General features: G+C 44.5%; 23 protein-coding genes. 7 read left to right on the forward strand and 16 right to left on the reverse strand.

Going from position 1 to position 23,952, the window contains the following annotated elements; translation table 11 throughout:
• The 6 genes from AC1DVJ_RS22100 to AC1DVJ_RS22125 form a co-directional block, all read right to left on the reverse strand.
• A partial coding sequence (locus tag AC1DVJ_RS22100; RefSeq protein WP_477591112.1) for a transposase occupies positions 1-171 on the reverse strand: 171 nt, incomplete at its 3' end.
• Between the two features lie 200 nt (positions 172-371).
• On the reverse strand, positions 372-1,328 hold the full coding sequence (locus tag AC1DVJ_RS22105; protein WP_477593344.1) for an NAD(P)/FAD-dependent oxidoreductase: 957 nt from the start codon (positions 1,326-1,328) through the stop codon (positions 372-374).
• 92 nt (positions 1,329-1,420) lie between these two features.
• The gene (locus tag AC1DVJ_RS22110; RefSeq protein WP_477593346.1) at positions 1,421-2,650 is read right to left on the reverse strand and encodes an MFS transporter; all 1,230 of its coding nucleotides are present in this window, start codon (positions 2,648-2,650) and stop codon (positions 1,421-1,423) included.
• A gap of 104 nt (positions 2,651-2,754) precedes the next feature.
• Positions 2,755-4,077, reverse strand: coding sequence for an ABC transporter substrate-binding protein (locus AC1DVJ_RS22115; RefSeq protein ID WP_477593348.1), 1,323 nt, complete (start codon positions 4,075-4,077; stop codon positions 2,755-2,757).
• A gap of 160 nt (positions 4,078-4,237) precedes the next feature.
• On the reverse strand, positions 4,238-5,074 hold the full coding sequence (locus AC1DVJ_RS22120) for a carbohydrate ABC transporter permease (protein ID WP_477593350.1): 837 nt from the start codon (positions 5,072-5,074) through the stop codon (positions 4,238-4,240).
• A complete protein-coding gene (locus AC1DVJ_RS22125; RefSeq protein ID WP_477593420.1) occupies positions 5,074-5,943 on the reverse strand; it encodes a carbohydrate ABC transporter permease in 870 nt (289 codons plus the stop codon). Before AC1DVJ_RS22125 ends, AC1DVJ_RS22120 begins: the two co-directional genes overlap by 1 nt.
• Before the next feature lie 171 nt (positions 5,944-6,114).
• On the opposite strand from AC1DVJ_RS22125, the gene AC1DVJ_RS22130 reads away from it, so the two are divergent.
• The 4 genes from AC1DVJ_RS22130 to AC1DVJ_RS22145 are packed head-to-tail and all read left to right on the forward strand — an operon-like array spanning position 6,115 to position 11,131.
• Positions 6,115-7,944: a cache domain-containing sensor histidine kinase gene (locus AC1DVJ_RS22130; protein WP_477593352.1), complete on the forward strand. Its 1,830-nt coding sequence runs from the start codon at positions 6,115-6,117 to the stop codon at positions 7,942-7,944.
• A gap of 1 nt (position 7,945) precedes the next feature.
• Positions 7,946-9,574 (forward strand): response regulator, encoded by a 1,629-nt coding sequence (locus AC1DVJ_RS22135; RefSeq protein WP_477593354.1) that lies wholly within the window; start codon positions 7,946-7,948, stop codon positions 9,572-9,574.
• Between the two features lie 52 nt (positions 9,575-9,626).
• On the forward strand, positions 9,627-10,058 hold the full coding sequence (locus tag AC1DVJ_RS22140; protein WP_477593356.1) for a hypothetical protein: 432 nt from the start codon (positions 9,627-9,629) through the stop codon (positions 10,056-10,058).
• Complete coding sequence (locus AC1DVJ_RS22145) at positions 10,058-11,131, forward strand: phosphodiester glycosidase family protein (RefSeq protein ID WP_477593358.1); 1,074 nt, start codon at positions 10,058-10,060, stop codon at positions 11,129-11,131. Before AC1DVJ_RS22140 ends, AC1DVJ_RS22145 begins: the two co-directional genes overlap by 1 nt.
• Before the next feature lie 369 nt (positions 11,132-11,500).
• On the opposite strand, the gene AC1DVJ_RS22150 is transcribed toward AC1DVJ_RS22145, so the two are convergent.
• Together AC1DVJ_RS22150 and trmL are read right to left on the reverse strand one after the other, a co-directional pair.
• Positions 11,501-11,755, reverse strand: coding sequence for an AbrB/MazE/SpoVT family DNA-binding domain-containing protein (locus AC1DVJ_RS22150; protein WP_477593422.1), 255 nt, complete (start codon positions 11,753-11,755; stop codon positions 11,501-11,503).
• 195 nt (positions 11,756-11,950) lie between these two features.
• The gene (trmL, locus tag AC1DVJ_RS22155) at positions 11,951-12,415 is read right to left on the reverse strand and encodes a tRNA (uridine(34)/cytosine(34)/5-carboxymethylaminomethyluridine(34)-2'-O)-methyltransferase TrmL (RefSeq protein WP_477593360.1); all 465 of its coding nucleotides are present in this window, start codon (positions 12,413-12,415) and stop codon (positions 11,951-11,953) included.
• A 143-nt stretch (positions 12,416-12,558) separates the two neighbouring features.
• On the opposite strand from trmL, the gene AC1DVJ_RS22160 reads away from it, so the two are divergent.
• The gene (locus AC1DVJ_RS22160) at positions 12,559-13,272 is read left to right on the forward strand and encodes a response regulator (RefSeq protein WP_477593362.1); all 714 of its coding nucleotides are present in this window, start codon (positions 12,559-12,561) and stop codon (positions 13,270-13,272) included.
• 65 nt (positions 13,273-13,337) lie between these two features.
• Here AC1DVJ_RS22160 and AC1DVJ_RS22165 read toward each other — a convergent pair whose 3' ends face one another.
• The 4 genes from AC1DVJ_RS22165 to AC1DVJ_RS22180 are packed head-to-tail and all read right to left on the reverse strand — an operon-like array spanning position 13,338 to position 17,031.
• Positions 13,338-14,885 (reverse strand): MDR family MFS transporter, encoded by a 1,548-nt coding sequence (locus tag AC1DVJ_RS22165; RefSeq protein WP_477593364.1) that lies wholly within the window; start codon positions 14,883-14,885, stop codon positions 13,338-13,340.
• 56 nt (positions 14,886-14,941) lie between these two features.
• Positions 14,942-15,682, reverse strand: a complete 741-nt coding sequence (locus tag AC1DVJ_RS22170; RefSeq protein ID WP_477593366.1) for a bactofilin — start codon at positions 15,680-15,682, stop codon at positions 14,942-14,944.
• A 25-nt stretch (positions 15,683-15,707) separates the two neighbouring features.
• Positions 15,708-16,385: a polymer-forming cytoskeletal protein gene (locus AC1DVJ_RS22175; RefSeq protein WP_477593368.1), complete on the reverse strand. Its 678-nt coding sequence runs from the start codon at positions 16,383-16,385 to the stop codon at positions 15,708-15,710.
• A gap of 13 nt (positions 16,386-16,398) precedes the next feature.
• Entirely contained in the window at positions 16,399-17,031 is a 633-nt protein-coding gene (locus tag AC1DVJ_RS22180) for a YhbD family protein (protein WP_477593370.1), read from the reverse strand.
• A 289-nt stretch (positions 17,032-17,320) separates the two neighbouring features.
• Between AC1DVJ_RS22180 and AC1DVJ_RS22185 the strand changes: the two genes are divergently transcribed.
• Together AC1DVJ_RS22185 and AC1DVJ_RS22190 are read left to right on the forward strand one after the other, a co-directional pair.
• Positions 17,321-17,638, forward strand: a complete 318-nt coding sequence (locus tag AC1DVJ_RS22185; RefSeq protein ID WP_477593372.1) for a transposase — start codon at positions 17,321-17,323, stop codon at positions 17,636-17,638.
• 11 nt (positions 17,639-17,649) lie between these two features.
• Positions 17,650-18,513, forward strand: a complete 864-nt coding sequence (locus AC1DVJ_RS22190) for an IS3 family transposase (protein ID WP_477593424.1) — start codon at positions 17,650-17,652, stop codon at positions 18,511-18,513.
• Between the two features lie 293 nt (positions 18,514-18,806).
• Here AC1DVJ_RS22190 and nrdF read toward each other — a convergent pair whose 3' ends face one another.
• The 4 genes from nrdF to serC form a co-directional block, all read right to left on the reverse strand.
• Positions 18,807-19,793, reverse strand: a complete 987-nt coding sequence (gene nrdF / locus AC1DVJ_RS22195; RefSeq protein ID WP_477593374.1) for a class 1b ribonucleoside-diphosphate reductase subunit beta — start codon at positions 19,791-19,793, stop codon at positions 18,807-18,809.
• Positions 19,794-19,814: 21 nt separating this feature from the next.
• On the reverse strand, positions 19,815-21,899 hold the full coding sequence (nrdE, locus tag AC1DVJ_RS22200; RefSeq protein ID WP_477593376.1) for a class 1b ribonucleoside-diphosphate reductase subunit alpha: 2,085 nt from the start codon (positions 21,897-21,899) through the stop codon (positions 19,815-19,817).
• Complete coding sequence (gene nrdI / locus AC1DVJ_RS22205; protein WP_056609533.1) at positions 21,886-22,245, reverse strand: class Ib ribonucleoside-diphosphate reductase assembly flavoprotein NrdI; 360 nt, start codon at positions 22,243-22,245, stop codon at positions 21,886-21,888. Before nrdI ends, nrdE begins: the two co-directional genes overlap by 14 nt.
• Before the next feature lie 590 nt (positions 22,246-22,835).
• Positions 22,836-23,924, reverse strand: coding sequence for a 3-phosphoserine/phosphohydroxythreonine transaminase (gene serC / locus AC1DVJ_RS22210; protein ID WP_477593378.1), 1,089 nt, complete (start codon positions 23,922-23,924; stop codon positions 22,836-22,838).
• Positions 23,925-23,952 lie beyond the last annotated feature (28 nt).

Consider the following 23,952-nt stretch of genomic DNA (forward strand, 5'->3'; position numbering starts at 1 on the left):
GTTAACAGGTTCATGATCAAACTCCCGGTATTTCCCCAACCAGTTTCGTAGGGTACCAGGATTGATGTTCAATTCATCCGCGATATGCTCTAAAGATTTAGTCTGCTCTTGCACATACTTTACAGCTTCACGTTTGAAAGTTTCATTATATCGTTGTCTTGAATCGCTCATGGACAGACACCTCTTAGTTATAGTTATGATTATTATTACTTCTACACTAAGAGACGTCCACTATTAATTCTAAGAGCATAGTTCGGCAGAATCGGACTATTGGACTTCTTTTAAAGTAATTTCTCGTTTTAATTCGGTAATATCGGACTAATGCACCTTTTGGAGAAGAATAAGTGATGCAACAATTCGTTCCACTCAAACTAAGAACGAATAACAACCCGATGAACACTCGCTTCCTCGTTCATCCGCAGCAGCGCTTTGTTCATCCAAATCGCCGACTGCGAGCCTTCACCCATCGCGATCGTCACTTGCTCCGCATGAACGCCAACATCGCCAGCGGCCCAGACGAAGGGGACGCTCGTCATCTTACTGCGGGGATCGGTCATGATATGCCGATTCTCCATGCGTTCAGCCCCCAGCTGGCGCGCCAAGTCAGATTTCACTTCATTCCCGCCAAATGCAATAAAGCCTCGCTCAGCTTGTAGACGCCCGCCATCTCTAAGCACGACTCCCTTGAATCGTCCAGGTGATTCGACCTCAATTTCTACAAGATCTTCTGCCACATAGGTGATGCCCTTATTCTTCATTTCCGTCAGGTACTCACTTTTCACTGCCCGTTGCTGATGATTCACATAAGTCATGTTCTCCGTTCGATCGCGGAGCTTAATGGCCATCGCAGCCCCTGCATCTCCAGAGCCCATCACGAGCGTGCTCTTATCCCTAATCTCGTATCCGTCGCAATCGGGACATACATACACTGTTAGTCCCAAGCATTCCTTCAGGTTCGGTAGTTCAGGCATGCGGTCCAATAAGCCCGTTGCTAGCAGCAGCGTTCTCGCTTCGTAGCCGCGTCCGCTTTTTCCCCATAGCTCAAAGCCATCACCGATTCTTCCTTTGGCGACAGCTTGTACAACTTCATCTTGGACAAAAGTAACCCCTAGCTTCTCGGCTTGCAGCCTGCCTAATCGACGCAGCTCTTCCCCCGATACCCCATCTGGCCAACCTAGAATATTATGATAGCTCCTGCACAGGGTAGAACGGCCATAACCAGCGTCAATCACAAGTACTTTATGCTCATATCTGCCTAGCTGAATCGCCGCTTGAAGTCCGGCAATGCCTCCTCCGACGATAATACTGTCGACTTTCTCCATTTGCATAATGCCCCTCTTTTCCAATTCACTACCAACTAGGATAACCGAATTGAGGGACTATCATCCTTATAGAGGTTGTTGAACACGCACTTATCTGCCTATCGATTCTTAAGCGACCAGACGATACCAAACTGCGTTAGAGCGGCTACCAGCAGGATCCAAGGAATTTGGCCGCCATCCAAGTCTTTGCCGAAGGTAATGAGAACTAGAATGGAAATAACCCGCCCCACATTCAAGAAAAATTCCCGTACGACCACACTTTCTACCTTTAACTCCCCTTTAAGTGGCAGTCTAGCAATCAAGCTATAGTAGTAGCCCGTCATGGTATTCCCTTGAAGCGGTGCAAAAATCGAATACAAAATCATGAAGCCGACTACCGAGTACACATTTAAACTTCCTATAATACAAGAAATGCCAACGAGATAACCCACAGTCGATATCGTCAAATATAACCTCGCTCTGCCCGCGTTCGCATATTTCGAAATAAAGATGCCCATGACAATACTTAAACTCGAATAGAGTACACCTAAATATCCGACCAGATCTTCACGCGGCAGCACCTTGAATAAAAGAATGTTAGGTAGAAACAACATCGTGCCTTGCAGCAAGCCCATACCGAAGAAGCCAAACAGTGCTTTCGACCACTCTTGCTTTTTCTTCATGATCAGACCTGTGTATTTCAAGTAGTAGACTCGATGATGACCGCCTAATGCCTTAATCTTCAAGGAAATGATGGCAGCCAATAAAAACATAATGAAAGCAATGGCGAAGACAATTGTATATCCGCTAAGACCCTCTTTTAAACGAATAATGAAGCCTGCAAGTGCCGGTCCTGCGAGTGTAGCCGCGGTGAAAAACATCATATTATAAGCCAGATATCGGATCCGATTCTGCTCGGTCGACACGTCATACATCAGGGTTAAATAACCGACCCAGTAGAAGCTGCCCGCAAGTCCATTAAATATCGCAAATAGCACGTAATAATCGACAAGCCGCTCCCCAGCAATACTCACACTTAAATAGAAGAGAGCGATCAGTACGATACCCAGACGGTATGATACCATGCGATCCTTCTTCTTAATCATATAACCGCCAATGGCGAACCCAATCGGTGTTAAGATATACACAATCAAGCTGTAGGTCCCATTCACAACAACGCTATGCGTTAACCGCCATAAGTATAAATTAAGAAATACCCCTGACATGGAAGCACCGAATTGAAAAATGGAATGAATGATTAAGGAAATGACCGCTTCACGAGACAGTTTTTTCTCTAGAGGTAGCGTATTCCCTCTGCTCTGCAGCCAAGCTCTGATTTTAAGATTCATGGTAAACCTCCAGTCCTCTTCATTGTAACAGCCATTCCATCATCTGTTAAACAGCAAAAAGCCTCAGCATAAGCGCTGAGGCTTTATTAACGTCGGGATTAGTGTTACTTCTTAAGGCTATCCCATGTTTTCTGGAATTCTTCCAACATTTGATCCTTCGTGTACTTCTTCGCTACGTAACCTTGCATAACATCGCCGAATTTTTTGCTGGACGCTTCGCCGCCTGGGAATTTGAACCAGTTCCAGCTCAATGTTTTACCAGCTTTGCTATAAGCGATAATGTCTGCTGCTAATGGTCCAAGAACTTTTTCGTCAGCAGGGATTGATTTGAAAGCAGGGATAAACTTGAACTCTTCCGTGATATATTTCTTACCGATATCGGAGCTAACCATCCAATTTAAGAATTTCTTAGCTTCGTCTTTCACAGCGGAGTTCTTGTTGATAACCCAGTTATTCGGTACGCCTACGAACAATTTATCATTCGCAGTGGCGTCATCGCTGATCGGCATTGGCAAGAAGCCAATTTTGATGTCTGGGTTTGTTTTGGTAATTTGAACTTGTGTCCAGTTACCTTGTTGCGTCATCGCTGCTTTACCCGTAGCAAAATCCGTTACTTGGGTATTGTAGTCGGTTTGTAATGGGTTTTTGTTGCCGTATTGCAATTGCAAGTCAAACAATTTCACCCATTGATTGAATACTTCGTTACCTGTAATCTTCGCAGTTCCTTTGTTCAAGCCATCGATGAACGCATTCGGATCCTTTTGATAAGCAAATGGAAGGTTTACGAAATGGTTACCAAGTACCCACCACTCTGCGTAACCTGTTTCAAACGGTGTGATACCTGCATCTTTTAGCTTTTTAGCCGCTGCTTCTAATTGAGTGAATGTTTTAGGCAGCTCTGTAATGCCCGCTTTTGCAAAAAGATCTTTGTTGTATTGGAAGCCATAGCCTTCAAGGTTTAGCGGTTGACCATACAATTTACCACCTTTGGTCATTGGCTCTTTGGCTACATCCACAAGGTCTTTCACCCAAGGTTGATCCGATAGATCTTCCAAGTTATCGATCCATTTATCTAAATCCGTGAAACCGCCATTGTTGAAAATATCCGGTTTGTCACCTGAGTTAAATTTCGCAAGCAAGGCAGCACCGTAATCTGCTCCACCGCCGACGGTGTCAATTTGAATTTTCACATTGGGATTCAACTTCTCATATTCTTTTACCATTTTGCCAAGTTGATCTGCGATCTCCACTTTAAATTGGAACATCTTAATTGTAACAGGTTTGCCGCTTGCCGCAGGCGTTGTCGTTGCTGCACCTGTAGTTGCTGCTGGACTTGGACTTACTGTCTCGTCTTTTTTTCCACAACCAGCTGCGAGTACGGATAAAGATAGTACAGTCGCCATTGAAACCATTGTTAATTTTTTCATGTAGGTAATGCCTCCCTTTAAAATGTTTCTTCTTTTGAACTCACCGTGCTTGTTCCTGCTTTGCTACCTTACAAGATTCATTGTAAACACTTACATCCTGGCTTAACACCGAGTATATTGAACATAAAGGTGGAATATCTTGAACATATTTGCAAATTTGTTATCCTTTTACTGAACCTGCCGTAATACCTTCTACAATGTGCTTCTGTAAGAACAAGAAGAAGATAACGATCGGTAACACGCTTAGTGTTAACCCAGCAAGTGCTAAATCCCACTGCTTCGTATACTGTCCAAAGAAGGAGAACGTTGCAAGCGGAATGGTTCGCAGCTCCGGGTTGCTTAGTACAAGAGAAGGAAGCAAATAGTCATTCCAAATCCATAAGCTGTTCAGGATGATAATCGTAATCGACATCGGCTTGAGCAATGGGAATATGATTTTCCAAAACACACCATACGCCGAGCTGCCATCTACTCTGGCTGACTCTTCAATTTCCAGCGGAATGGACTTAATGAAGCCATGATACAAGAACACATTCAAGGAAACACCAAATCCGTAATAGCATGCAACCAATCCCAGCTTGCTATCCATCAAGCCAACTTGGCTTGCTACGCGAACAAGCGGAATCATAATCGACTGGAAAGGAATGACCATTGCGGCAACGAAAGCCAAGAAAACGAGATTATTGAACTTACTCGATCTTCTCACCATGCGATATGCGGCCATGGAGGAGATGATCACGAGACCTGCGTTACTCAAAACGGTAATGAACAACGAGTTGAAGAACGCCTTGGGAAACTTCATAATACTCCACACTTTGGTGTAATTATCGAGATATAGCGAGCTAGGAAGTTTAGCTGTATTCGCTGCTAGCTCGGGAAAGGTCTTTAAGGAATTCGCGATGACGAAGTAAAACGGAACTAAGAACAGTAAAGCTAATAGGATGCCGAGTACTTCTAGGGTAAATAATCGACCTGTGTATTTTTTTACGGAATCCATTACACTTCAACCTCCTTGCGCTTGGTGTACATCACTTGGATGGTTGATATAATCGCAACTACGATGAAGAATACGAGCGCCTTGGCTGTACCCAAACCATAGCGGTTGTTCCTGAATGCTTCTTGGTAAATGTTGATCGAAACCGATTCAGTTGAATTGAAGGGTCCACCTTTGGTTAAGGAGAAGTTCAAATCAAAGATTTTGAATGACCACGAAATCGTCAAGAACAAGCAGACCGTAATGGCTGGCATAATTAGCGGAACGATGATGCTTCGCAGTACTTGCAAGCGTGATGCACCATCGATGTGCGCTGCTTCGAGCATATCTTTAGGTACGTTGGATAAGGCAGCAATGTAGATAATCATGAGATAACCCGAACCTTGCCACACACTAACGATGACAATTGCCCAGAAGGCTGTTGGGGCATCCCCTAACCAAGGCAGTTCGAAGAATCCGATATGCGTAAGATCTCCTAGAGTTGCAAACCCTTTTACAAAGATAAACTGCCATATAAAGCCGAGCAATAAACCACCGATCACGTTAGGCATGAAAAAGATCGTGCGCAGCACATTCCTTGTTTTCAGCGCTTGTGTGAGCAGCAAAGCCAGTAAGAAACCTACAAGGTTCGTCAGAATCACATTCGTCACGGTCAATCGTGAAGTGAAGCTAAAGGCATTGCGATAATCCTTATCGTGGAATAGGATTTGTTTGAAATTGTCCAGACCATTAAATACTACTTTCGTTGTAACACCATTCCATTCGGTAAACGAATAATAGATGCTCATCATAAATGGAATCAGAACTATGATACTAAAAAATATCAATGCAGGTCCGATGAATACCCATTGTTGTAGCCATCCTGAAAGCATTCTTTTTGTTTTCACTGGGAGTCCCCCTTACCATTCTGCTACTATACCCCAAGTATAGAGTGCTGCAGTACCCCAAAACACAGACGATCGTGACGCATTAGGTGGAATTTGTTGACCTCTCCTGCTACAATGTAGGGGAAAATCCCAATACAGAAACCGAGTTGATGACGTGTGATTCGACACAGTATCCGTAATAAATTGATCTTATTTTTACTCATTGCCACATTAATCCCCTTCCTAACCTCCCTTGTCGTGTCCTACTATTTCACGAAGCAGAAGGTTACCGAGGATACCCTTACGAACAATTCTGCGTTACTTTCACARGGCACAACGAATCTCATGAACTATCTGGATGGTGTGGTTCAAGCCTCCTCCACGATTTACACGGGAAGGACTCCCCTCTCTGAGATTGACCAATTCTATGAGATTATTCAAACGAAGCCCGAGATCGATTATCAGAGTGATAAAGTGATCAAAAGCGGTCTGCAGGTCATGTCACACTCTGTGAAGGAAATCAAACAAATTTATATGTATGCTTCCATTAGCAATAGTTCTTTTCTCTCCAACAATGATGCTCAAGTTAGCTCCGCCGGTAAGTACGATGGACTACAGCCGTTCCCGGAGGGCAAGCTTGTGTATTTCGAAACAACTCACCCAAGCCATTTGTATGGGATGTCACTCCCTGCATATTCTAACCAAACGCCAGTTATTTCTATGCACCGAAACATCATGTACTCCCCTAGTAATCAATCCATTGGCGAGCTTATCATTGACTTAAAATTGGACTTGGTTTCTGACATTTCCCAGAGCCTATTCACGCATGATCAAGAAGAACTATACATTTTAGATGAACAAGGGCATATCGTATTCGGTCCGGATCCCACCAAGTGGGGACTTCAATTAGAAGGCATGTGGGGAGATGAAGCGATACATAGTTCCTTGGAGAAGGGCAGCTATGAATGGAATAAAGGTGCTTATGCAGGGATTAATATGTATGAGAAAATGCGGACGGACTATTTGAACTGGACGATTGTCAAGCGCCTTCCATATGACCAGCTAACTAAAAACGCTAAACAATTGACCTTTATTAACGCCCTCATTCTTTCGTTCTCTATGCTGATTGTCATGGCCGGCACGGTGTATATTAGCATTCGTTTTACCGCTCCCATCAAGCAATTGATTCGGTACATTACAAGAATTCAAACTGGACAAGTTGGGCTCGGTGATCATCAGAGCGACATTGAGTTAACCAGGGTCGATGAGATGGGGATACTAGCGAACCGTTTCCATGGGCTTATGCAGGACTTAAATCATATGGTAATGCGCGAATATCGGTTAGAGCTGGCGAATAAATCGAATCAGCTGATGGCGCTGCAAGCGCAAATTAATCCCCATTTCCTGAATAATGCCTTACAATCGATCGGAACACTTGCTTTGCAGCATGAAGCACCTAAGATCTATGCCCTGATTAATTCGCTAGCCAAAATGATGCATTACAGCATGAATACGAATGAATCCGTCGTGCCATTGCGGAAAGAAATCGACCATATTAAGGCCTATTTAGAGCTGCAGAAGCAGCGTTTTGAACACCAGTTTGATATCATCTATGAGATTGAAGAAGAGACTCGAACCTTTACTGTGCCGAAAATGATTCTACAACCGCTTGTCGAAAATTATTTCAAGCATGGTTTTAAACCAAGCCATTCTCAAGACGTGGGTATATTACGCATCGAAGCTGCGAAGCTGACCACCCCTGAGGGGGACTTTTTAAAGCTCACCGTAGCAGATAATGGGATCGGGATGACGGATCAGCGGATGAGCGAGGTCCGTAGTCGATTAAAAACGCCATCCGTCACGGATGATTCCTATATTGGGTTGCGTAACGTCCTGACGCGTGTCCAGCTCTATTTTAACGATGATGCAACACTTGCGATCGACCATGTGCATCCTCAAGGCCTGCGGATTGTCATCCATATTCCGATGAAAAAGGAAGGCGCCTGATATGAAAGTATTACTTGTAGATGATGAAAAGCACGTTCGGGATGCGATACGATTGCTGGTAGATTGGAAGCAATATGGGATCGATACGATTTTGGAAGCACCTGATGGGGAAGTAGCCATTGCATTGGTTCAAAGTGAGCATCCTGAAATTATTATGACCGATATGATGATGCCCATCATGAACGGCGTCAAGCTGCTAGAGTGGCTGCATCGCTACGCGCCTAATTCCAAAACCATTGTCATCAGCGGTCACGACGACTTCTCTTTACTTCGACATACGGTGAAGTTTGGCGGAACGGATTATATTTTGAAACCAATTGATCCGGATCAGTTAAATGAAGCTTTGGATAAAGCCATTCAAACATGGCTCAAGGATGAGGAGCAAAGGCATACCAATCGTGAGTTGAATATGGAGGTTAATCAATTTAAACCTATTTACTGGGATAAGCTGCTTTCCGCATTAGTCGCTGAGCCCAGTACGTATGAGCCGGTGGCAGACCAGCTGGAGCGCGAGCTTCATTTGACCAGGAGCGTTGCAACCTGTCGTGTTGCCATTCTCACTTTAGATACGATGGAAGCTAGCATCAAGAATAAATTCAGTCAGAATATCGATCTTCTTCTCTTCTCATTGATTAATATTTGTAATGAATTTCTCGTCACGCAGAAGCGCGGCTACGCATTCCGACACTGGCATAATGCCAATGAAATTGTGCTCTTCTTATGGTCATCCCCATCCAAGGGGGAAGAGCTGTTGGCGACGATTAATGATGGCATTCGAACTGCGCTCCATGCTCGTGTGGATTTTGGGATTGGGAGTGCCCACAGCTTCCCTGGTCAATTGAAGCTGTCCTATCAAGAAGCTCGTGATGCCCTGCGACAACGTAATCTGAGAACCAAAGAAACGTGGGTACATAACACATGGCATCCTAATAAGGGTTCACAGCCTACGCTGACTTTTCACCAATTTGAGGAACAGATGAGTCTCGCTTTGCGCAGCGGAAATGTCGAGCAGATTCAGGATATCGTGAAGATTTGGATCGATGCCGTGAAAAGCTGTGAAATCATCACACCTGAACAAATTGAGCATTGGTGGGGAGAATATCGGGTGATGATGCGTCGATGGGTGCAGCAATTGATACCTAATAGCCGAGAGGACGATATCCATCCGCTGCTCCTTGATGATAGTTCAGCCGCGATTATTACACTCGACGAGAAAGGCACTCTCTCCTTGTCTCTATGGCAGCAAGAGCTGACCCGCAGCCTCGTTCAGGTATCCAAGCTTCATCTTGAAAGTCAACACAAGGATAATAATGTGATTTTTGAAATCGCTAGCTTCTTGGAAAAGCACTATCATGAGGATATTTCCCTCGCGGATATTGCCAGTCGATTCTATCTCAGCCGGGAGTACATTTCCCGCAAATTCAAGCAGGAGTTCGAAGTCAACCTCTCTGATTATTTAGGGCAGCTCCGAATGAGTAAGGCAAAAATATTGCTCTGTAATCCGAATCTTCGCATTTCACAGGTAGCTGAGATGGTTGGCTATCAGGATGAGAAGTATTTCAGCAAGGTTTTCAAAAAAATGTCAGGCATGACCCCCAATGAATATCGAAAAACAGCGAATTCTATCTAATATTCCGAGAAAATAATGGAATATGCTATACTAGTAATAAGAGGTGATTTTCATGAGTATGCCCATGGAGAGTGCAACGGCGAATTCTTTTCCCCGAACGTCGAAAGCAACTAGGGTCAAGAAGAAAACGTATGCCTTCCTATTTGTGGGTTGGGTCATGCTGATCGCAGTCGGAGTAGCAGCTACGATGATGTACACGGAGCATCTGAAGCAACAAATATCAACCGATATCGCACAGCAAACCCAACAGCAATTACAAGTCATTCAACAAGATTATCAGAAGCAAGTCTCTCAATTGAAGGATAGTGTGACTTCCGATATGAAGACTCTGCAAGCCAAAGTAGATTCATTGAATGAATTACTGGCTTTCACCAAAGATAGTGCTAACAGCAAGACCGATAATAGCAATCAACTTTATACCCAGCTAGCTGACGTCAAGAAGAAGCTGGATGAGCTGACCAAAAATCTGGATGTGTTGAAATAATGACAGCGAATTCGATCCAGCAATTCAACCGTGTTATGTTGCTTGCCTGCGCACCTTTTGTGGGTATGCTGATTTGGCTGCTCTTCATCTCTCTGGATATTTCTATTCCAACGATGATGCCTCAGGCATCGACACCGATCAACTTAGGGCAAGAATCAGCCAAGCTCAACAGCTCGTTAACCCAATCGAATAACGATGCGGTCCAAACCAAAACCATTATTCAGCAATATTTCCAGCTGTATGAGAAAAGCACGGCAGAAGTAACCGCCTTGCTCCAAAGCGCGGCTTCGCAAATCGCAAAACCCGGACTTATCTATGATGTACGGATTACAGACAAGCTTGGCAGCCCCATCCGCCAAGCCACTTCTGGCAATATCGACATTCAACTGTTCGCTTTGAATGAAAAACATTATTCAGGTTATGCTCTTAAAGTGAACCTCAAGAGCGATAAAGCCATTAAGCTCGTGTTGGGGAACGATAAGCTCGGCTCCAGTGAAACAACATTAGCCGCGGCTTCGCGCTATGGCGCCGTTGTTGGGATTAACGCAGGCGGCTTCGCGGACGACAACCGTGGAAGACGCTATCCGCTTGACACAACCGTGATGAATGGGAAATATGTCAACGGCTTCTTCCCCACCAACAATGACACTGCTTTCATCGGCTTGAACAAAGACCGCAAGCTGATTGGCGGCAAGTTCAGCTCTCAGTCGGAGCTCGACAAGCTGAACCCTCTGATGGGTTCGACCTTCGTCCCTGTGCTGATGAAAAATGGCAGTAAGACGTCCATTCCGTATCAATGGCAAAGCTCACCAGCACGAGCAGCTCGAACGGTGATGGCCAATTATAAACATGATCAGCTCTTATTCCTAGTCACGGACGGCTATGATGAGAGCGGTAATTCAGGTGCTACGCTTGCTGAGCTGCAGGACAAATTGCAGCAATTAGGCGTTGTTGATGCTTATAATTTGGATGGAGGCGGCTCTACGACATTAGTCTGGGGAGGAAGCGTGATCAACCGCCCTTCTGATGGAAGACTCCGACCTCTCGCTACGAACTTCTTGTTTTTCAAATGACCCAAATTATTCACACAAAATTCGTTTCTTTTTTGGGGATGGTTGGGTATAATAAGCCTTAACTATGCAAAATAAACGGCTACACCGTCCTCTAAGGACGTATCACAGTGTTTATGGGGAAATATAGCCGGCTTATTATGTGAAACATATAAATTCTATATTTTGCAAAATCGCTCTTTAACCCTATAGGAGGTGCAGCAATGTTCGGTTTATCCACAACATTTTGGCTCGTTAATTCCGTTTTTCTTTTATTCATCGTCGCTATGATGACGGCTTCCTATAACGAGGACAAAACAAAAGGCCTTTAAGCCAAGAAAAAAAGCATCGCTCTCCATTGGAGGAAGCGATGCTTTTTCTTTTTGCCGACTACTAGGCTTTCGCCTTAAGCAGGTTCATTTCAGTTATACAAACGCCGCAAATATAACGATCTTTGAATTCACTGACACTTTCCATGCTGCCGCAGAACACACATTTCGGACGGTATCTCTCGAGAATGATATGGTCACCCTGCACTAGAATTTCTACAGGATCTCCCTCATTCATTTGGTATCGCTTTCGTAACGATTTAGGCAATACGATTCGTCCCAATTGATCGACTTTACGTACGACTCCAGCTGGCTTCATCATAGGACTTCACCTCTCTTTTCGCAGACGTTTACAACGCTTCCTGCAATTTCACTTCGACCAACGAATTAGTTTCGAGCTTACCGAGTACTATTCGCCGTGATTCATGAAATTCCTTCTGCAAAAGACCCAAAATCTTTCTTTTCTTGCCAAAAATGTCGGCTTAGCACTAAAAAACATAGGTCGTCAGAAATCCTACTCCAGACCTACAAACCCAGTTTGGCGTAATCCCTCATATAAAATAATAGCCGCAGAGTTGGAAAGATTTAACGATCTTACCACATCGGACATTGGCAACCGTATTAAGGTATCAGGGTGCTGACGTAATAGCTCCTCTGGTAGCCCTTTCGTCTCTTTACCAAACACGAAGAAATCGCCATCTTGGAAGGTAAAGTCCGAGTAGCGTTTGCTCGCTTTCGTCGATGCAAAGAAGAATCTATGGCCCTGGTATGCAGCCAAAACCTCATCGAAAGAGTCGTGGTAGTCAATCTTCACCGAATGCCAATAATCAAGACCAGCACGTTTGAGCGTCTTATCATCGGTGTCAAAGCCAAGGGGTCTAACCAAATGAAGATGAGTGCCTGTTGCGGCACATGTTCGTGAAATATTGCCTGTGTTTGCAGGAATTTCGKGTTCTACTAATACAATATGAAAAGCCATCTCTGTTCATTCACCTCATTCTCTATCCTATTATAACCTGTGGTGGATTGCAATTTAACACAGGGTTAACTTTATCTTAATATCGCGATGATAGAGGTACGTCATACTAGAGATATCCTTCATTAAAAGGAGTCTACCTAACGATGAAAAAGAAAATTCTTATTGTTGATGACGAGCCTTCCATCTCCATGCTCATTGAATTCAACCTCAAGCTTGCCGGCTTCGAGGTACACTGCGTGTTCGACGGGGAAGCTGTCTTCGGTGCGATTCAATCGTTCCGCCCTGATCTTATCGTCCTTGATCTCATGCTGCCCAAAATGGACGGCTTACAGGTATGCCGCAAGCTTAGAAGCCAGAACAACCTCGTTCCGATTATTATGTTAACGGCCATGCAGGATCTTACCGATAAAATTGCCGGCTTGGACAACGGTGCAGATGATTACATGACGAAGCCTTTCTCACCGCTCGAGCTCGTCTCTCGCATTCAAGCGATTCATCGCCGCATCCAGACATTGCCTTCGAACACGGAAGAAGCACCGATTGCGATTGGTCAAATCTCTGTCAAAGCGGAGCAACGCGAAGTGACGATGAATGGCGCGCCTATCGAGCTTACACCGAAAGAATTCGAGCTGCTGCTTTTCCTCTGTAAGCATCGTGGAAAGGTGCTTAGCCGGCAACAGCTGCTTCACGGCGTATGGGACTATCATTTCCTTGGGGATACGCGCATCGTTGATGTCCATATCTCACATCTACGAGACAAGATCGAGCAAAATGCACGGCATCCTGAATATATCATGACGATTCGCAATGTCGGCTACAAGCTGACTGAGCCTGTCATCAAGGAGTCTTACGCTTGACCCGGTCTCATAAAAAAAAGGCCTCATCAAAGTAGAATTATCTACGTTGATGAGGCATCTTTCATTTAAGCTTTCTGTTCTGCTGCAGCTTGTTCAGCTTGCTTATGCTCTAACGATTCGGTTAAGCGTTCTTTACTCATGAGCACAGCTGCTACGACAGCCAAAGCTGTTGGAATCAGCGCCCACATGAATGTATACGAAATCGAGGATGATAGACCATCTGTAATTTTCTCTAATATTGGCGCCGGGATTTGTGCACGAGCCTCGGGAGCAAGAAGTACCCTTGGATCACTGAACGCCGGATTACTCGCCATATCACCTTGCCCGCTACTAGCGAAAATCTCCTTGAGCTTCGCTGTAAAATCATTCCGTTGAATGATACCAAATAGCGTGATCCCTAACGTCATACCCAGAGAACGGACGAAGGACACAGTCGCGTTCACTGAACCGCGTTGGGACGGATCAAAGTGATGAATCGCAGAATTGGAGAGCACGGAGAAGCTCGCACCGATACCAACACCGACGACAATCATGCACATTGTCACATACAAGCGGCTTGTATCAGGCTCAAGCTGCGTTAGCATGACCATACCTGCTGCTAGAATCACAACAAAGACCATCATAATATTGCGGTATGGCATTTTGTTCATTAAGAAACCGCCACCTACGGCTGAGAACACGGAACCTACCATCATAGGCAGTAGAACAAGTCCTGAGTTAGTCGCTGTTCCGCCAAGTACACCTTGAACATAAATCGGGATATACACAGACGCTGTAATAAAGCCCATCCCACTTAATAAACCAAGCGCATTACTTGTCGTGAACAAACGGTTTTTGAACATCGGGAACGAAATGATCGGTTCAATGACTTTTCTTTCAATAAAGATAAAGGAAACCGTAAGAATCGCAAAAGCGGCAAATAGTCCTATAATAATACTGGAATCCCATGCATATTCATTCCCGCCAAGCTCAAGGGCGAACATCATGCTGACAACGGCACCAACAAGCGTGACGGCCCCCCACCAGTCGATCTTTTGCTTCGTATGGATAGGTGATTCTTTATAGAACATCGCAACAAAGATAAGAGCCAAAATACCAAGTGGAATATTCACATAAAATACCCAGTGCCAGCTAATATAATCCGTTATATAAGCACCAAGCAGCGGTCCGAAAATACTCGATAAACCGAACACCGCTCCGAACAAACCGCCTAGCTTTCCACGTTGCTCTACAGGTACGGTATCAAACATGATTGTGAAAGCAATTGGGATTAGCGCACCGCCGCCAATACCTTGCAGGGCACGGTAAATACTAAGCTGTACAATGCTTTCTGCAGTACCACATAGGATGGAAGCTAACAAAAATACGATCAATCCAAAAATAAAAAAGCGTTTGCGTCCGAACATATCGGACAATTTTCCGAAAATCGGCATACCAGCCATTTCAGCAACCATATAGGCGGATGTAACCCATACAAACTTATCAAGTCCGCCAAGATCTCCTACGATAGTTCCCATTGCTGTGGCAACAATCGTATTGTCCATAGACGCCATCAACATGGCCAAGAGTAGACCTGCTAAGACAAAGCCTACATTATTATTTTTACTCGTCATGCTCACACATTCCTTTACATTTGTTTTCGCCTTACCAGCCTGTATGTACAGGCATTCTACATCTTGCGTGATTCCTTCACAAGGGCACCCTTCTTTTTCTCTAGATGCACCTTATATTCCACCAGATCAATTTCGCAACCAGGACCAATGACGACTTGGTTACCGCGAACAACCTTCGCTCTCGTATGCTCCAAGTAAATGTCATCACCTTCAATGACCGAAACCGTTACCGCGGCATGCGGTGAGGGTCTGAAGAATAAGCTGAACGGATGAAGCATACTCGCTTTACGGATTCTTATTTTCTCTCCGCCGATCTCCTTCGCCGTAGAGTCCTGGAACAGTTTGATATCGATCTCACCTGCGTTAAGCAGTCCCCCAACATCAAACATGCCCTTCAACTTAAAGACATCGACTTCGCAATCCCCGCCAGATGAGATATGACCATATAGTGCGAGCTTGTTTCCTTGGATATGGCCTTTCACTTCCATCGTCCCAGAACCAGTAAGTGAGCCAATTTCCGCATCACCACTGATACTCACCGTCCCCGAATTTTTCATTGTATCGCTTTGAACATTACCCGTCAATGAAAATGTGCCCACAATGCCAGTATGGCCTGCTTGCAGATCACCCTCCATCTCTAAGGTTCCTACACATTTCAGATGACGGCATTTCATCTCACCTTCGATGATGCCTTCGCCAACAATTTTCACTCGATCATAGAGGCCGCCTGCCGCGGTCGAGCTGCCTGTAATCTTCAAATTCCCGATTAACGAACGCTTGTTTGTATCTTTTCCCATTGTACCTCAAACCCTCCTCTCTTTGCTACAGTTTTTCGCTATGCTTCACTTTGGATCTTTTATCTTGCTCAAGCTTCGCCGTATATTCAATGAGTGCGATCTCACAGCCGGGTCCAATCTTAATATTCGCTCCTCTTACAACTTCAGCAGTGGTATACTCCAGATATATATCATCGCCTTCAATCGTTTGAGCCGTCAAATGATTGCCAACAGCAATAGGCAGAATCTTCAACCAACGAGCCAAATTAATGCCCGGCTGCTTACGTACTTGGATCCGTTCTCCGCCGATCTCTTCAATTTTGCAATGCCCATGCAGCGTAACAAGGATGGTATCCGCATTGAGCGTTCCAACTTGCAGCCTGCCGTTCGCATTAAACTTCTCAGCCTCACAGTTACCTGTAATCGTTGTCGCACCATTGATTTCAAGGCTCTCACCAGCATAATTGCCCTCAATCTTGACCTTGCCATGAATACGTGTACGGTTCGCCTTCAGATTCCCGTGAATCGTTAGGGTTCCATTCATCTCAGCTGTTTCAGCTGTCACGCTGCCATTCACTTCTGCTCGACCATTTAGATTAAAATCGGAGCAAGTAATGTCCCCTTCCAACCGTCCAAGGCCATCAATTTTGACTGCACGAAAGCTCCCGCCGTTCGAAGAGCCTATCCCGGAAATCATCAAATTACGTTTCGTTTCTGCATGCATGGATACCACCTCCTCACAATGTTGTAATTCTCAGCTTGAGCTCTTCAATCTTCTTCGCCACCTGCACGCGGAGCACGACCTTAACACCATGCTCGAAATACAGCTCACTGCCTGTCGTTACGAGCAGAAACACAGTTAAGCCCATCTTACGTATAAAAATCAAATCACAGGGCTTGCCTTCTAACTTGGCATATTGCTCTTTCATCGTAAGAAGCAGGTGCTTCCCTTCATCGAGGCCCATTTCGCCGGATTGTAAGCAATCCTCTAATAAGAACAGAAACAATGTTTCTTCAAAGCTATATACCGCAGTCGAGCCCMAAAATGGGGACGCATAGTCAATCGTTTGCAGAGAAACAATGTTACGTTTCACTAACTCTAATTTGTCTATTTTCAGATCACTTGAAACGATGGAGAATACATCCGCTAATTCGTCCAATGATAAATCATCTTTCATATTCAAAATTTTATCGATACGCGCAAGCATCTGTCCCTTCGGAAAAAAGGTTTCCTGCCCGGTAAATGCCGATTTACGTATAAACCATTCCTCGGGAACTAAGTTTTTACGTTTCCAACGGTATAATTGACCATAAGATATACCTGTTAGCTCTAGCAGCTCTTTTTTCGATATCAATTCCTCTTCCAACATGCATCCCTCCTTCGCTATTCCAATGTAACATAACATTGTTACGCAGTAAATCAGCCTTGCGACTGAACTATTCCCAATTACTCCAATGGAGCCAATTGGCCGGAGTTAGTCGATTTTTTCGACTTAGGGGACTCCAATAGAGCCTTTTGGCCGGAGTTAGTCGATTTTTTCGACTTAGGGGACTCCAATGGAGCCTTTTGGCCGGAGTTAGTCGATTTTTGCAACTAGAATAAAAAGTGGACACTTCGTTAAGAGATCAAGATAATAAACTTAACGAGGAGGTGTTCACATGGGTGAACAGCGGCAAAGGTTTAATGATGAATTTAAACAACAGACAGTAAAATTTATTCAAGAGCAGACGAAGTCCATAACGCAGATCGCGGAAGAATTGAATATTCCAGCGGGGACCCTACATAAATGGGTTGCGAAATATCGACAGTTTGACGGTGAATCCATTGCAACCCCAGAAAGACTCCGTCAACTGGAGCAGCTCTTGAAAGAGAAAGAACGTGAACTCGCAGAAAAAGATCGCCTAATTGCAGATGCCCAAGAAGAACTAGCGATCGTAAAAAAGGCCGTACACATCTTCAGCAGACCAAAGAACTAAGGTTCCAGTTCATTGAAAATCATTGCTCAGAATTTTCAGTGGAGAAGATGTGTCAGATACTCGAGGTATCGAGGAGCGGTTATTACAAATGGTTACTTGGAAAAGCACTTGTGAACAGCTACCAGAAGCGCAGAGCTGCCCTTTTAGCACGCATTACATTCATTTTCCATGACTACTTTGGCCGGTACGGAAGCCCTAAAATCACAGAGACATTAAAACGTGAAGGCTGGACGGTTTCTGAGCGTCTGGTAGGGAAACTGATGAAAGCCAACGGGCTTCGTTCCTGCGTTTCCAAGAAGTTTCGAGTGAATACCACCGATTCCAATCATGAATTTCCGATTGCACCAAACGTGCTGAATCAGAAGTTCCAAACAACGGCGCCAAACAAGGTTTGGGTAACGGATATCACCTATATTCCGTGTCGACAGGGCCGTTTGTATCTAGCAAGTGTTTTAGATATATACACACGCAAAATTGTAGGTTGGAAGCTCGGAGACCGTATGACGACCGACTTAGTTCTCGCTGCCTTAGATCAAGCATACGAGGCTCAGAAACCTCCGGAAGGCCTGCTACATCACTCAGATCGCGGTTCGCAGTACGCATCAATTGAGTACCGCGAAAGACTTGAAACATACAAAATGCAAGCAAGCATGAGTCGGAAAGGTAACTGTTATGACAATGCGTGCATCGAATCATTTCACAGTGTATTAAAGAAAGAGTTTGTTTACTGCACGAGATTTTTGACAAAAGCCCAAGCACAACAAGATATGTTCGAGTACATTGAACTTTTTTACAATCGTAAAAGGATCCATGGTTCTTTGGGTTACCTTTCACCAGTTCAATTTGAAAAAAGCTTCTACAAAAGTGTTGGTTAATTCTCTTAACAGGTGTCTACTTTCTTGACAGAGGTCCATTTTTCGACTTAGGGGACTCCAATGGAGCCTTTTGGCCGGAGTTAGTCGATTTTTTCGACTTAGGGGACTCCAATAGAGCCTTTTGGCCGGAGTTAGTCGATTTTTTCGACTTAGGGGACTCCAATGGAGCCTTTTGGCCGGAGTTAGTCGATTTTTCAACTTTCTCCTTCCTACTGGAACTTCAACTACAAGAAACAAAAACAAACCACCCAGAAATCCTGAGTGGTTTGTTCTTCATCTATATGCTTCAAATCTTAAAATACAAAGTCATCGTCCGTCAAAGCCTCGACGTGGATTGTGCGCACATAGCCGTTTCCTTTTTTGGAGAAAAAGTCATGCTGCTTAGTCCGCGTGCTCAGTCCGTTGAGAACAATCGGGTTGATCTCCTCTTCAGGGAACATCGGTTCAACACCCAAATTCATAAACGCTTTATTCGCGTTATAGCGCAGGAATGCTTTCACCTCGTCTGCCAGACCCAGCGGTCCGTACAGACTATCTGTATAGCCTTCTTCATTCGCATGAAGCTCTTTCAACAGCTCACACAGCGTCGCGTATGTAGCGTCCTGCTCTGATTGACTAAGCTCCGCATAGACCTCTTGTGCCAACACGCCGATGTACAACCCGTGGATGCTCTCATCGCGTAGAATCAAGTCAATGATTTCGCCGCTGCTCGTCATTTTACCTTGTCCAGCCAAATACAACGGATAGTAGAAACCGCTATAGAACAAATAGCTTTCCAGCAGAACAGACGCCGCCATCGCTAGATACAGCTCTTTGGTCGAATTAATATTTTCATAGAAATGTGAAATCTTATTCGCCTTAAACTGCAAGTGTGGATTGCGCTCCACCCATTGGAACAGCTCATTAATCTCTTCTGTGGAAGATAGTGTAGTAAAAATCGAACTGTAAGACTTCGCGTGGATTTGCTCCATCATCCCCATGAAGCTGAGCACAGCTTTGCGCTGAAGCCCTTCAACATGCTCAAGAATCTTCGGCATCCCGGTGCCACCTTGCATCGTATCCAGCAAAGTCAGGCCGCCAAGCACCTTCATATAGAGCTCACGTTCCATGTTGCTGAGTGTAATCCAGGACATTTTATCATCAGACAGCGGAATTTCTTCATCTGTCCAGAATTGCATAATATTTTGATTCCAGAACGTAATCGTAAAATCATCATCAGGCCGGTTCCAATTCACCGCTTTTTTGACGATTGGTTTATTGATCGTTGGTGCACTTGTCATGAGAGGTATTCCCCTTCCTAATTATACTGAGCAGCTTACACATTCCTCAACGGATAGCTGATTGGTTCGTGTGTAGTAGAGCGATTTAAGTCCTTTGTGTGCCGCATACAGGTATAATCTAGCAAGTTCTCTTGTTGAAACATCACTGTTTACGTGTAAAATGGTCGAGATCCCTTGATCCACATGCGTTTGAATCTCCGAAATAAGGTCAAGAATCTTGAACTGATCCATTTGATACGCGGATTTATAGTAGAAGAAATTGTCGCGCGCCATGAATGGCATCGGGTAATACGTTGTTGAGTTCGCATATGTACGCGTCTCAATCGGTTCAACAATTGGCATAACGCTGGATGTTGAATTTTGAATATACGAGATGCTTTGCGTCGGCGCAACAGCCAAACGGTAGGCATGGTAAAGACCGTGCTTCTGCACCTCCGCTTGCAACGCTTTCCAATCGCTTGGCGACGGAATCGGCATGCCTTCGAATAAAGCCTTCACTCTATCCGACAGCGGGCGGTAATCTGTTTCCGTATAACGGGTAAAAAAGTTTCCATTCGCATATTCAGAAAGCTCAAAGCCTTCGAATGTTTGACCCGATGCTTTGGCAATCTCCATACTTTTTTCGATGGAATAGAAATTCATCGCTGCGAAGAAGGTGCGTACGAAATCCCTCGCTTCGGCACTCTCGTAGGCAATTTTGTTCTTGGACAGATAGCCGTGCAGGTTCATGACACCAAGACCGACAGAATGCAGCTCACGGTTCGCTTTGGCGACACCTGGCGCATTGTGAATTGTCGTCATATCACTCACCGAAGTTAAGGCGATCATGCCTTCGTGTACGGTTTCGCGCAGCTTTTTACGATCCATCACGTTCGCGATGTTCATGGAAGCTAGATTACAGCTGATATCGCGAAGAATCGTATCTTCTTGGCCATAATCTTTTATTTCAGACGTTTCCTGCAGTTGGAAAATTTCCGTACAGAGATTGGACATCTTGATCGTCCCAATCCCCTTCAGGGCATGATCCTTATTGGCATTGGTACGATTCATCATATATGGATAACCGGATTCCAGTTGAGTTGTCGCAATTTTGGTCAGCATATCACGCGCATTCATGACGGCTTTCTTTTTTACCTTCGGGTTCGCTAAGAGTTCCTCGTACATGACATCCATATCAAGATCATCCATATGTTTGCCGTAAGCTTGGAGAACGGTGTAAGGTGCGAAAATATGTAGAGGCTTATTCTCCTCCGCTAGCTTATAAAACTTATTCGGTACAATAAGTCCGATCGAGAGAGTTTTCAAACGGGATTTCTCATCCGCATTAATTTTCTTGCTATCTAGGAATTCCAATACATCCCAGCCGAAAATGTTGTAATACGCCGCTCCTGAGCCCTTGCGTTGACCCATTTGATCCGCGTAGGAGAACGCATCCTCCATAAGCTTTAGTACAGGTATAATGCCTTTGGCCGCGCCTTCAACGCCTTTAATCGTTTCACCGCGCCCGCGAAGCTTGGATAAATTCACGGCTACACCGCCGCCAATTTTGGAAAGCTGCATGCACGTTGCCAACACATAATTGATGGAGTTTAAAGAATCATCCATTTCTAATAAGAAGCATGATACCATTTCGCCACGACGACTCTTGCCTGCGTTCAGGAATGTAGGTGTCGCTGGCTGCAAGCGCTGCTCCATCATGGACAAGGCAAGCACGCGTGCTGTCTCCGCGTTTCCGCGACCCAAGTATAGTGCTACGATCGCTACGCGATCAGCGAAATGCTCTAGATAAAATGTCTTATCATCACTGCGTAATGCGTAATCTGTATAAAATTTCGAAGCTGCCATGTAAGATGCGAACTCGAATTGATTGTCATGTGCTACTTGATACACGCTGTTAACTTCAGCTTCGGTGTATTTATCATAAACGTTCTCGTAGAAGTTGTTATCGATCATATAACGAACCTTCGAAGAGGTATCKGGGAATGTGAGGCTTCGGCTGTGGACTTCCTTCATGAACACTTCAACAGCTTCTTTATCCTTCTCTAATTGGAAAAAACCATCCGTACCGCGTTGCATTAATTCATTATTAAGTTCAATGTGCCGCAATTGCCTGTACCCCCTGAACAAATCGTTCTACGTCATTTTTGGTGCCTGATAATTCAAATTTGGTTAAAACGGGAACATCGTAAAGCGCTGAGATTGTATCTGCACTTTTGGCGAAGCCGTCTCCCCAGTTGCGGTTACCGCTTGCTGCTACGCCTTGAAGACGAGAGGAATTACTTTCTAAGAAAGAAGCTACCTTGGGAGGAATTTGACCAAAACCCGTTGTATATGTCACCAGCACGAAAGGCTCGTCCATTGTCATCGCTTCCTCAATTTGAACAGCGGGCATTTGGAGCTTCGCAATAAAACGGCGAACATTTCCAGTCTTCGAATCGTAAGCAATCAACATAGCTTCCGTCTCCTATCATTCTCAATTCACTCTATCTTAAGCATTCACTTGCGGGCAACCTATATGTAGTAAACATTCACATTCTATCGTCTGTCATTCGTGGGTGAAGCCAATCATTAATCGACAGAATCTGCATTTTCTTACCTACTCCGTATGCGGTCAAAAAAGCTTGATACCTGTGATTTCGCTTGATTTCCGGCTCTATTTAAGCCTTCGGCTAGCAATCTCGTAATGCGCTTTTGATCACGACATCTAGTTGATAGATTCAAATTTATATCAATATATTGTGTTTGTCAACGAGCAAAACGGCCTATTTACTTTTACAAAACACCTAAACCTAGACAGGGCGTGGCTCGCTAGGTTTATAAAAAATATTTTCATTTTTTACTTGATTTTTTCGGAAATGTCGAAATGCCTAGGACTATAAGCTCCTACTATATCTAGTTACTGATCCTGCCGAAATAACCGTCTCTAAAACCTCTCAGAGACCCTCTACAGGCTTCCAAACCTTCAATCGAAATCTACTGCCTCCAACAAAAAAAAGCTATTCACGCGCACACGAGGGTGCCATGAATAGCTTAATTGGTTTCCTAGCTGTTGCGACGTTGGAAATCCGTCATGAACTCAGCTAGTGCTTTACATGATGTGTAAGGTACAGCATTGTACGTTGAAGCACGTAATCCGCCAACACTGCGATGACCTTTCAACCCAACAAAGCCTTGTTGTTCGGTTTCTTTAATGAACTTCTTCTCCAGCTCTTCATCTTGCAAGCGGAAGGTGATATTCATCATTGAACGGCTTCCAAGATCCACAGGTCCGCGATAGAAGCCATTGCTATTGTCGATTGCACTATAGATAAGGCCTGATTTTTCTACATTATTCTTCTCAATAACCGTTAATCCGCCTTGCTCCTCAATCCACTTCAATACGAGATTCACCATGTAGATGGAATAAGCAGGCGGCGTATTGTATAGGGAATTGTTTTTGCTATGCGTTTCATAACGCATCATAGTCGGAATTGTTTTTGGCAGATCAACAAGCAAATCGTCTTTAATAATCGCTACAGTCACACCAGATGGCCCTAGGTTCTTCTGTGCACCCGCGTAGATCATACTGAACTTCGACACATCCACTGGACGGCTCAGAATATCACTGGACATGTCACCAATCAAAGGAATGTTCCCTGTCTCAGGGAAGCTTTGGAACTGTGCCCCTTCAATCGTTTCATTGGACGTGATATGCAGATAAGCTGAATTCGGATCCAGATTGATGTCACTCAATGCAGGAATTTTCATAAATTTCTGTTCCTTCGAGCTAGCCGCAAGGGAAACTTCTCCGAATAGAGCTGCTTCTTGCACAGCCTTCTCGGCCCAAGCGCCTGTCAGCACGTAGCTGCCAACCTTGCCTGGCTTCAAGAAATTCATAGGAATCATTGCAAACTGAGAGCTTGCTCCACCTTGCAAGAAGAGAATTTGGTAACCATCTGGAATACCAAAAATACGCTTCAACAATGCTTGCGTTTCATTATGTACTTGCTCATATTCTGCACTACGGTGAGAAATTTCCATGATGGACATGCCAATACCTTTAAAATCAACAAACTCCTCTTGCGCTCTCTGAAGTACTTCGAGCGGTAACGCCGCAGGCCCTGCGTTAAAGTTATAGGCCCTGTTTCCCATGATGACCACACCTTTGCTTTTTTGTATT

It is taken from the genome of Paenibacillus sp. P4_A9 (assembly GCF_056402415.1).

Coding starts and splice junctions, on each gene's coding strand:
- AC1DVJ_RS22105 (WP_477593344.1), bottom strand. CDS start 1,328: ATGCAAATGGAGAAAGTCGACAGTATTATCGTCGGAGGAGGCATTGCC.
- AC1DVJ_RS22110 (WP_477593346.1), bottom strand. CDS start 2,650: ATGAATCTTAAAATCAGAGCTTGGCTGCAGAGCAGAGGGAATACGCTA.
- AC1DVJ_RS22115 (WP_477593348.1), bottom strand. CDS start 4,077: ATGAAAAAATTAACAATGGTTTCAATGGCGACTGTACTATCTTTATCC.
- AC1DVJ_RS22120 (WP_477593350.1), bottom strand. CDS start 5,074: ATGGATTCCGTAAAAAAATACACAGGTCGATTATTTACCCTAGAAGTA.
- AC1DVJ_RS22125 (WP_477593420.1), bottom strand. CDS start 5,943: ATGCTTTCAGGATGGCTACAACAATGGGTATTCATCGGACCTGCATTG.
- AC1DVJ_RS22135 (WP_477593354.1), top strand. CDS start 7,946: ATGAAAGTATTACTTGTAGATGATGAAAAGCACGTTCGGGATGCGATA.
- AC1DVJ_RS22140 (WP_477593356.1), top strand. CDS start 9,627: ATGAGTATGCCCATGGAGAGTGCAACGGCGAATTCTTTTCCCCGAACG.
- AC1DVJ_RS22145 (WP_477593358.1), top strand. CDS start 10,058: ATGACAGCGAATTCGATCCAGCAATTCAACCGTGTTATGTTGCTTGCC.
- AC1DVJ_RS22150 (WP_477593422.1), bottom strand. CDS start 11,755: ATGAAGCCAGCTGGAGTCGTACGTAAAGTCGATCAATTGGGACGAATC.
- AC1DVJ_RS22160 (WP_477593362.1), top strand. CDS start 12,559: ATGAAAAAGAAAATTCTTATTGTTGATGACGAGCCTTCCATCTCCATG.
- AC1DVJ_RS22165 (WP_477593364.1), bottom strand. CDS start 14,885: ATGACGAGTAAAAATAATAATGTAGGCTTTGTCTTAGCAGGTCTACTC.
- AC1DVJ_RS22170 (WP_477593366.1), bottom strand. CDS start 15,682: ATGGGAAAAGATACAAACAAGCGTTCGTTAATCGGGAATTTGAAGATT.
- AC1DVJ_RS22175 (WP_477593368.1), bottom strand. CDS start 16,385: ATGCATGCAGAAACGAAACGTAATTTGATGATTTCCGGGATAGGCTCT.
- AC1DVJ_RS22185 (WP_477593372.1), top strand. CDS start 17,321: ATGGGTGAACAGCGGCAAAGGTTTAATGATGAATTTAAACAACAGACA.
- nrdF (WP_477593374.1), bottom strand. CDS start 19,793: ATGACAAGTGCACCAACGATCAATAAACCAATCGTCAAAAAAGCGGTG.
- nrdI (WP_056609533.1), bottom strand. CDS start 22,245: ATGTTGATTGCTTACGATTCGAAGACTGGAAATGTTCGCCGTTTTATT.
- serC (WP_477593378.1), bottom strand. CDS start 23,924: ATGGGAAACAGGGCCTATAACTTTAACGCAGGGCCTGCGGCGTTACCG.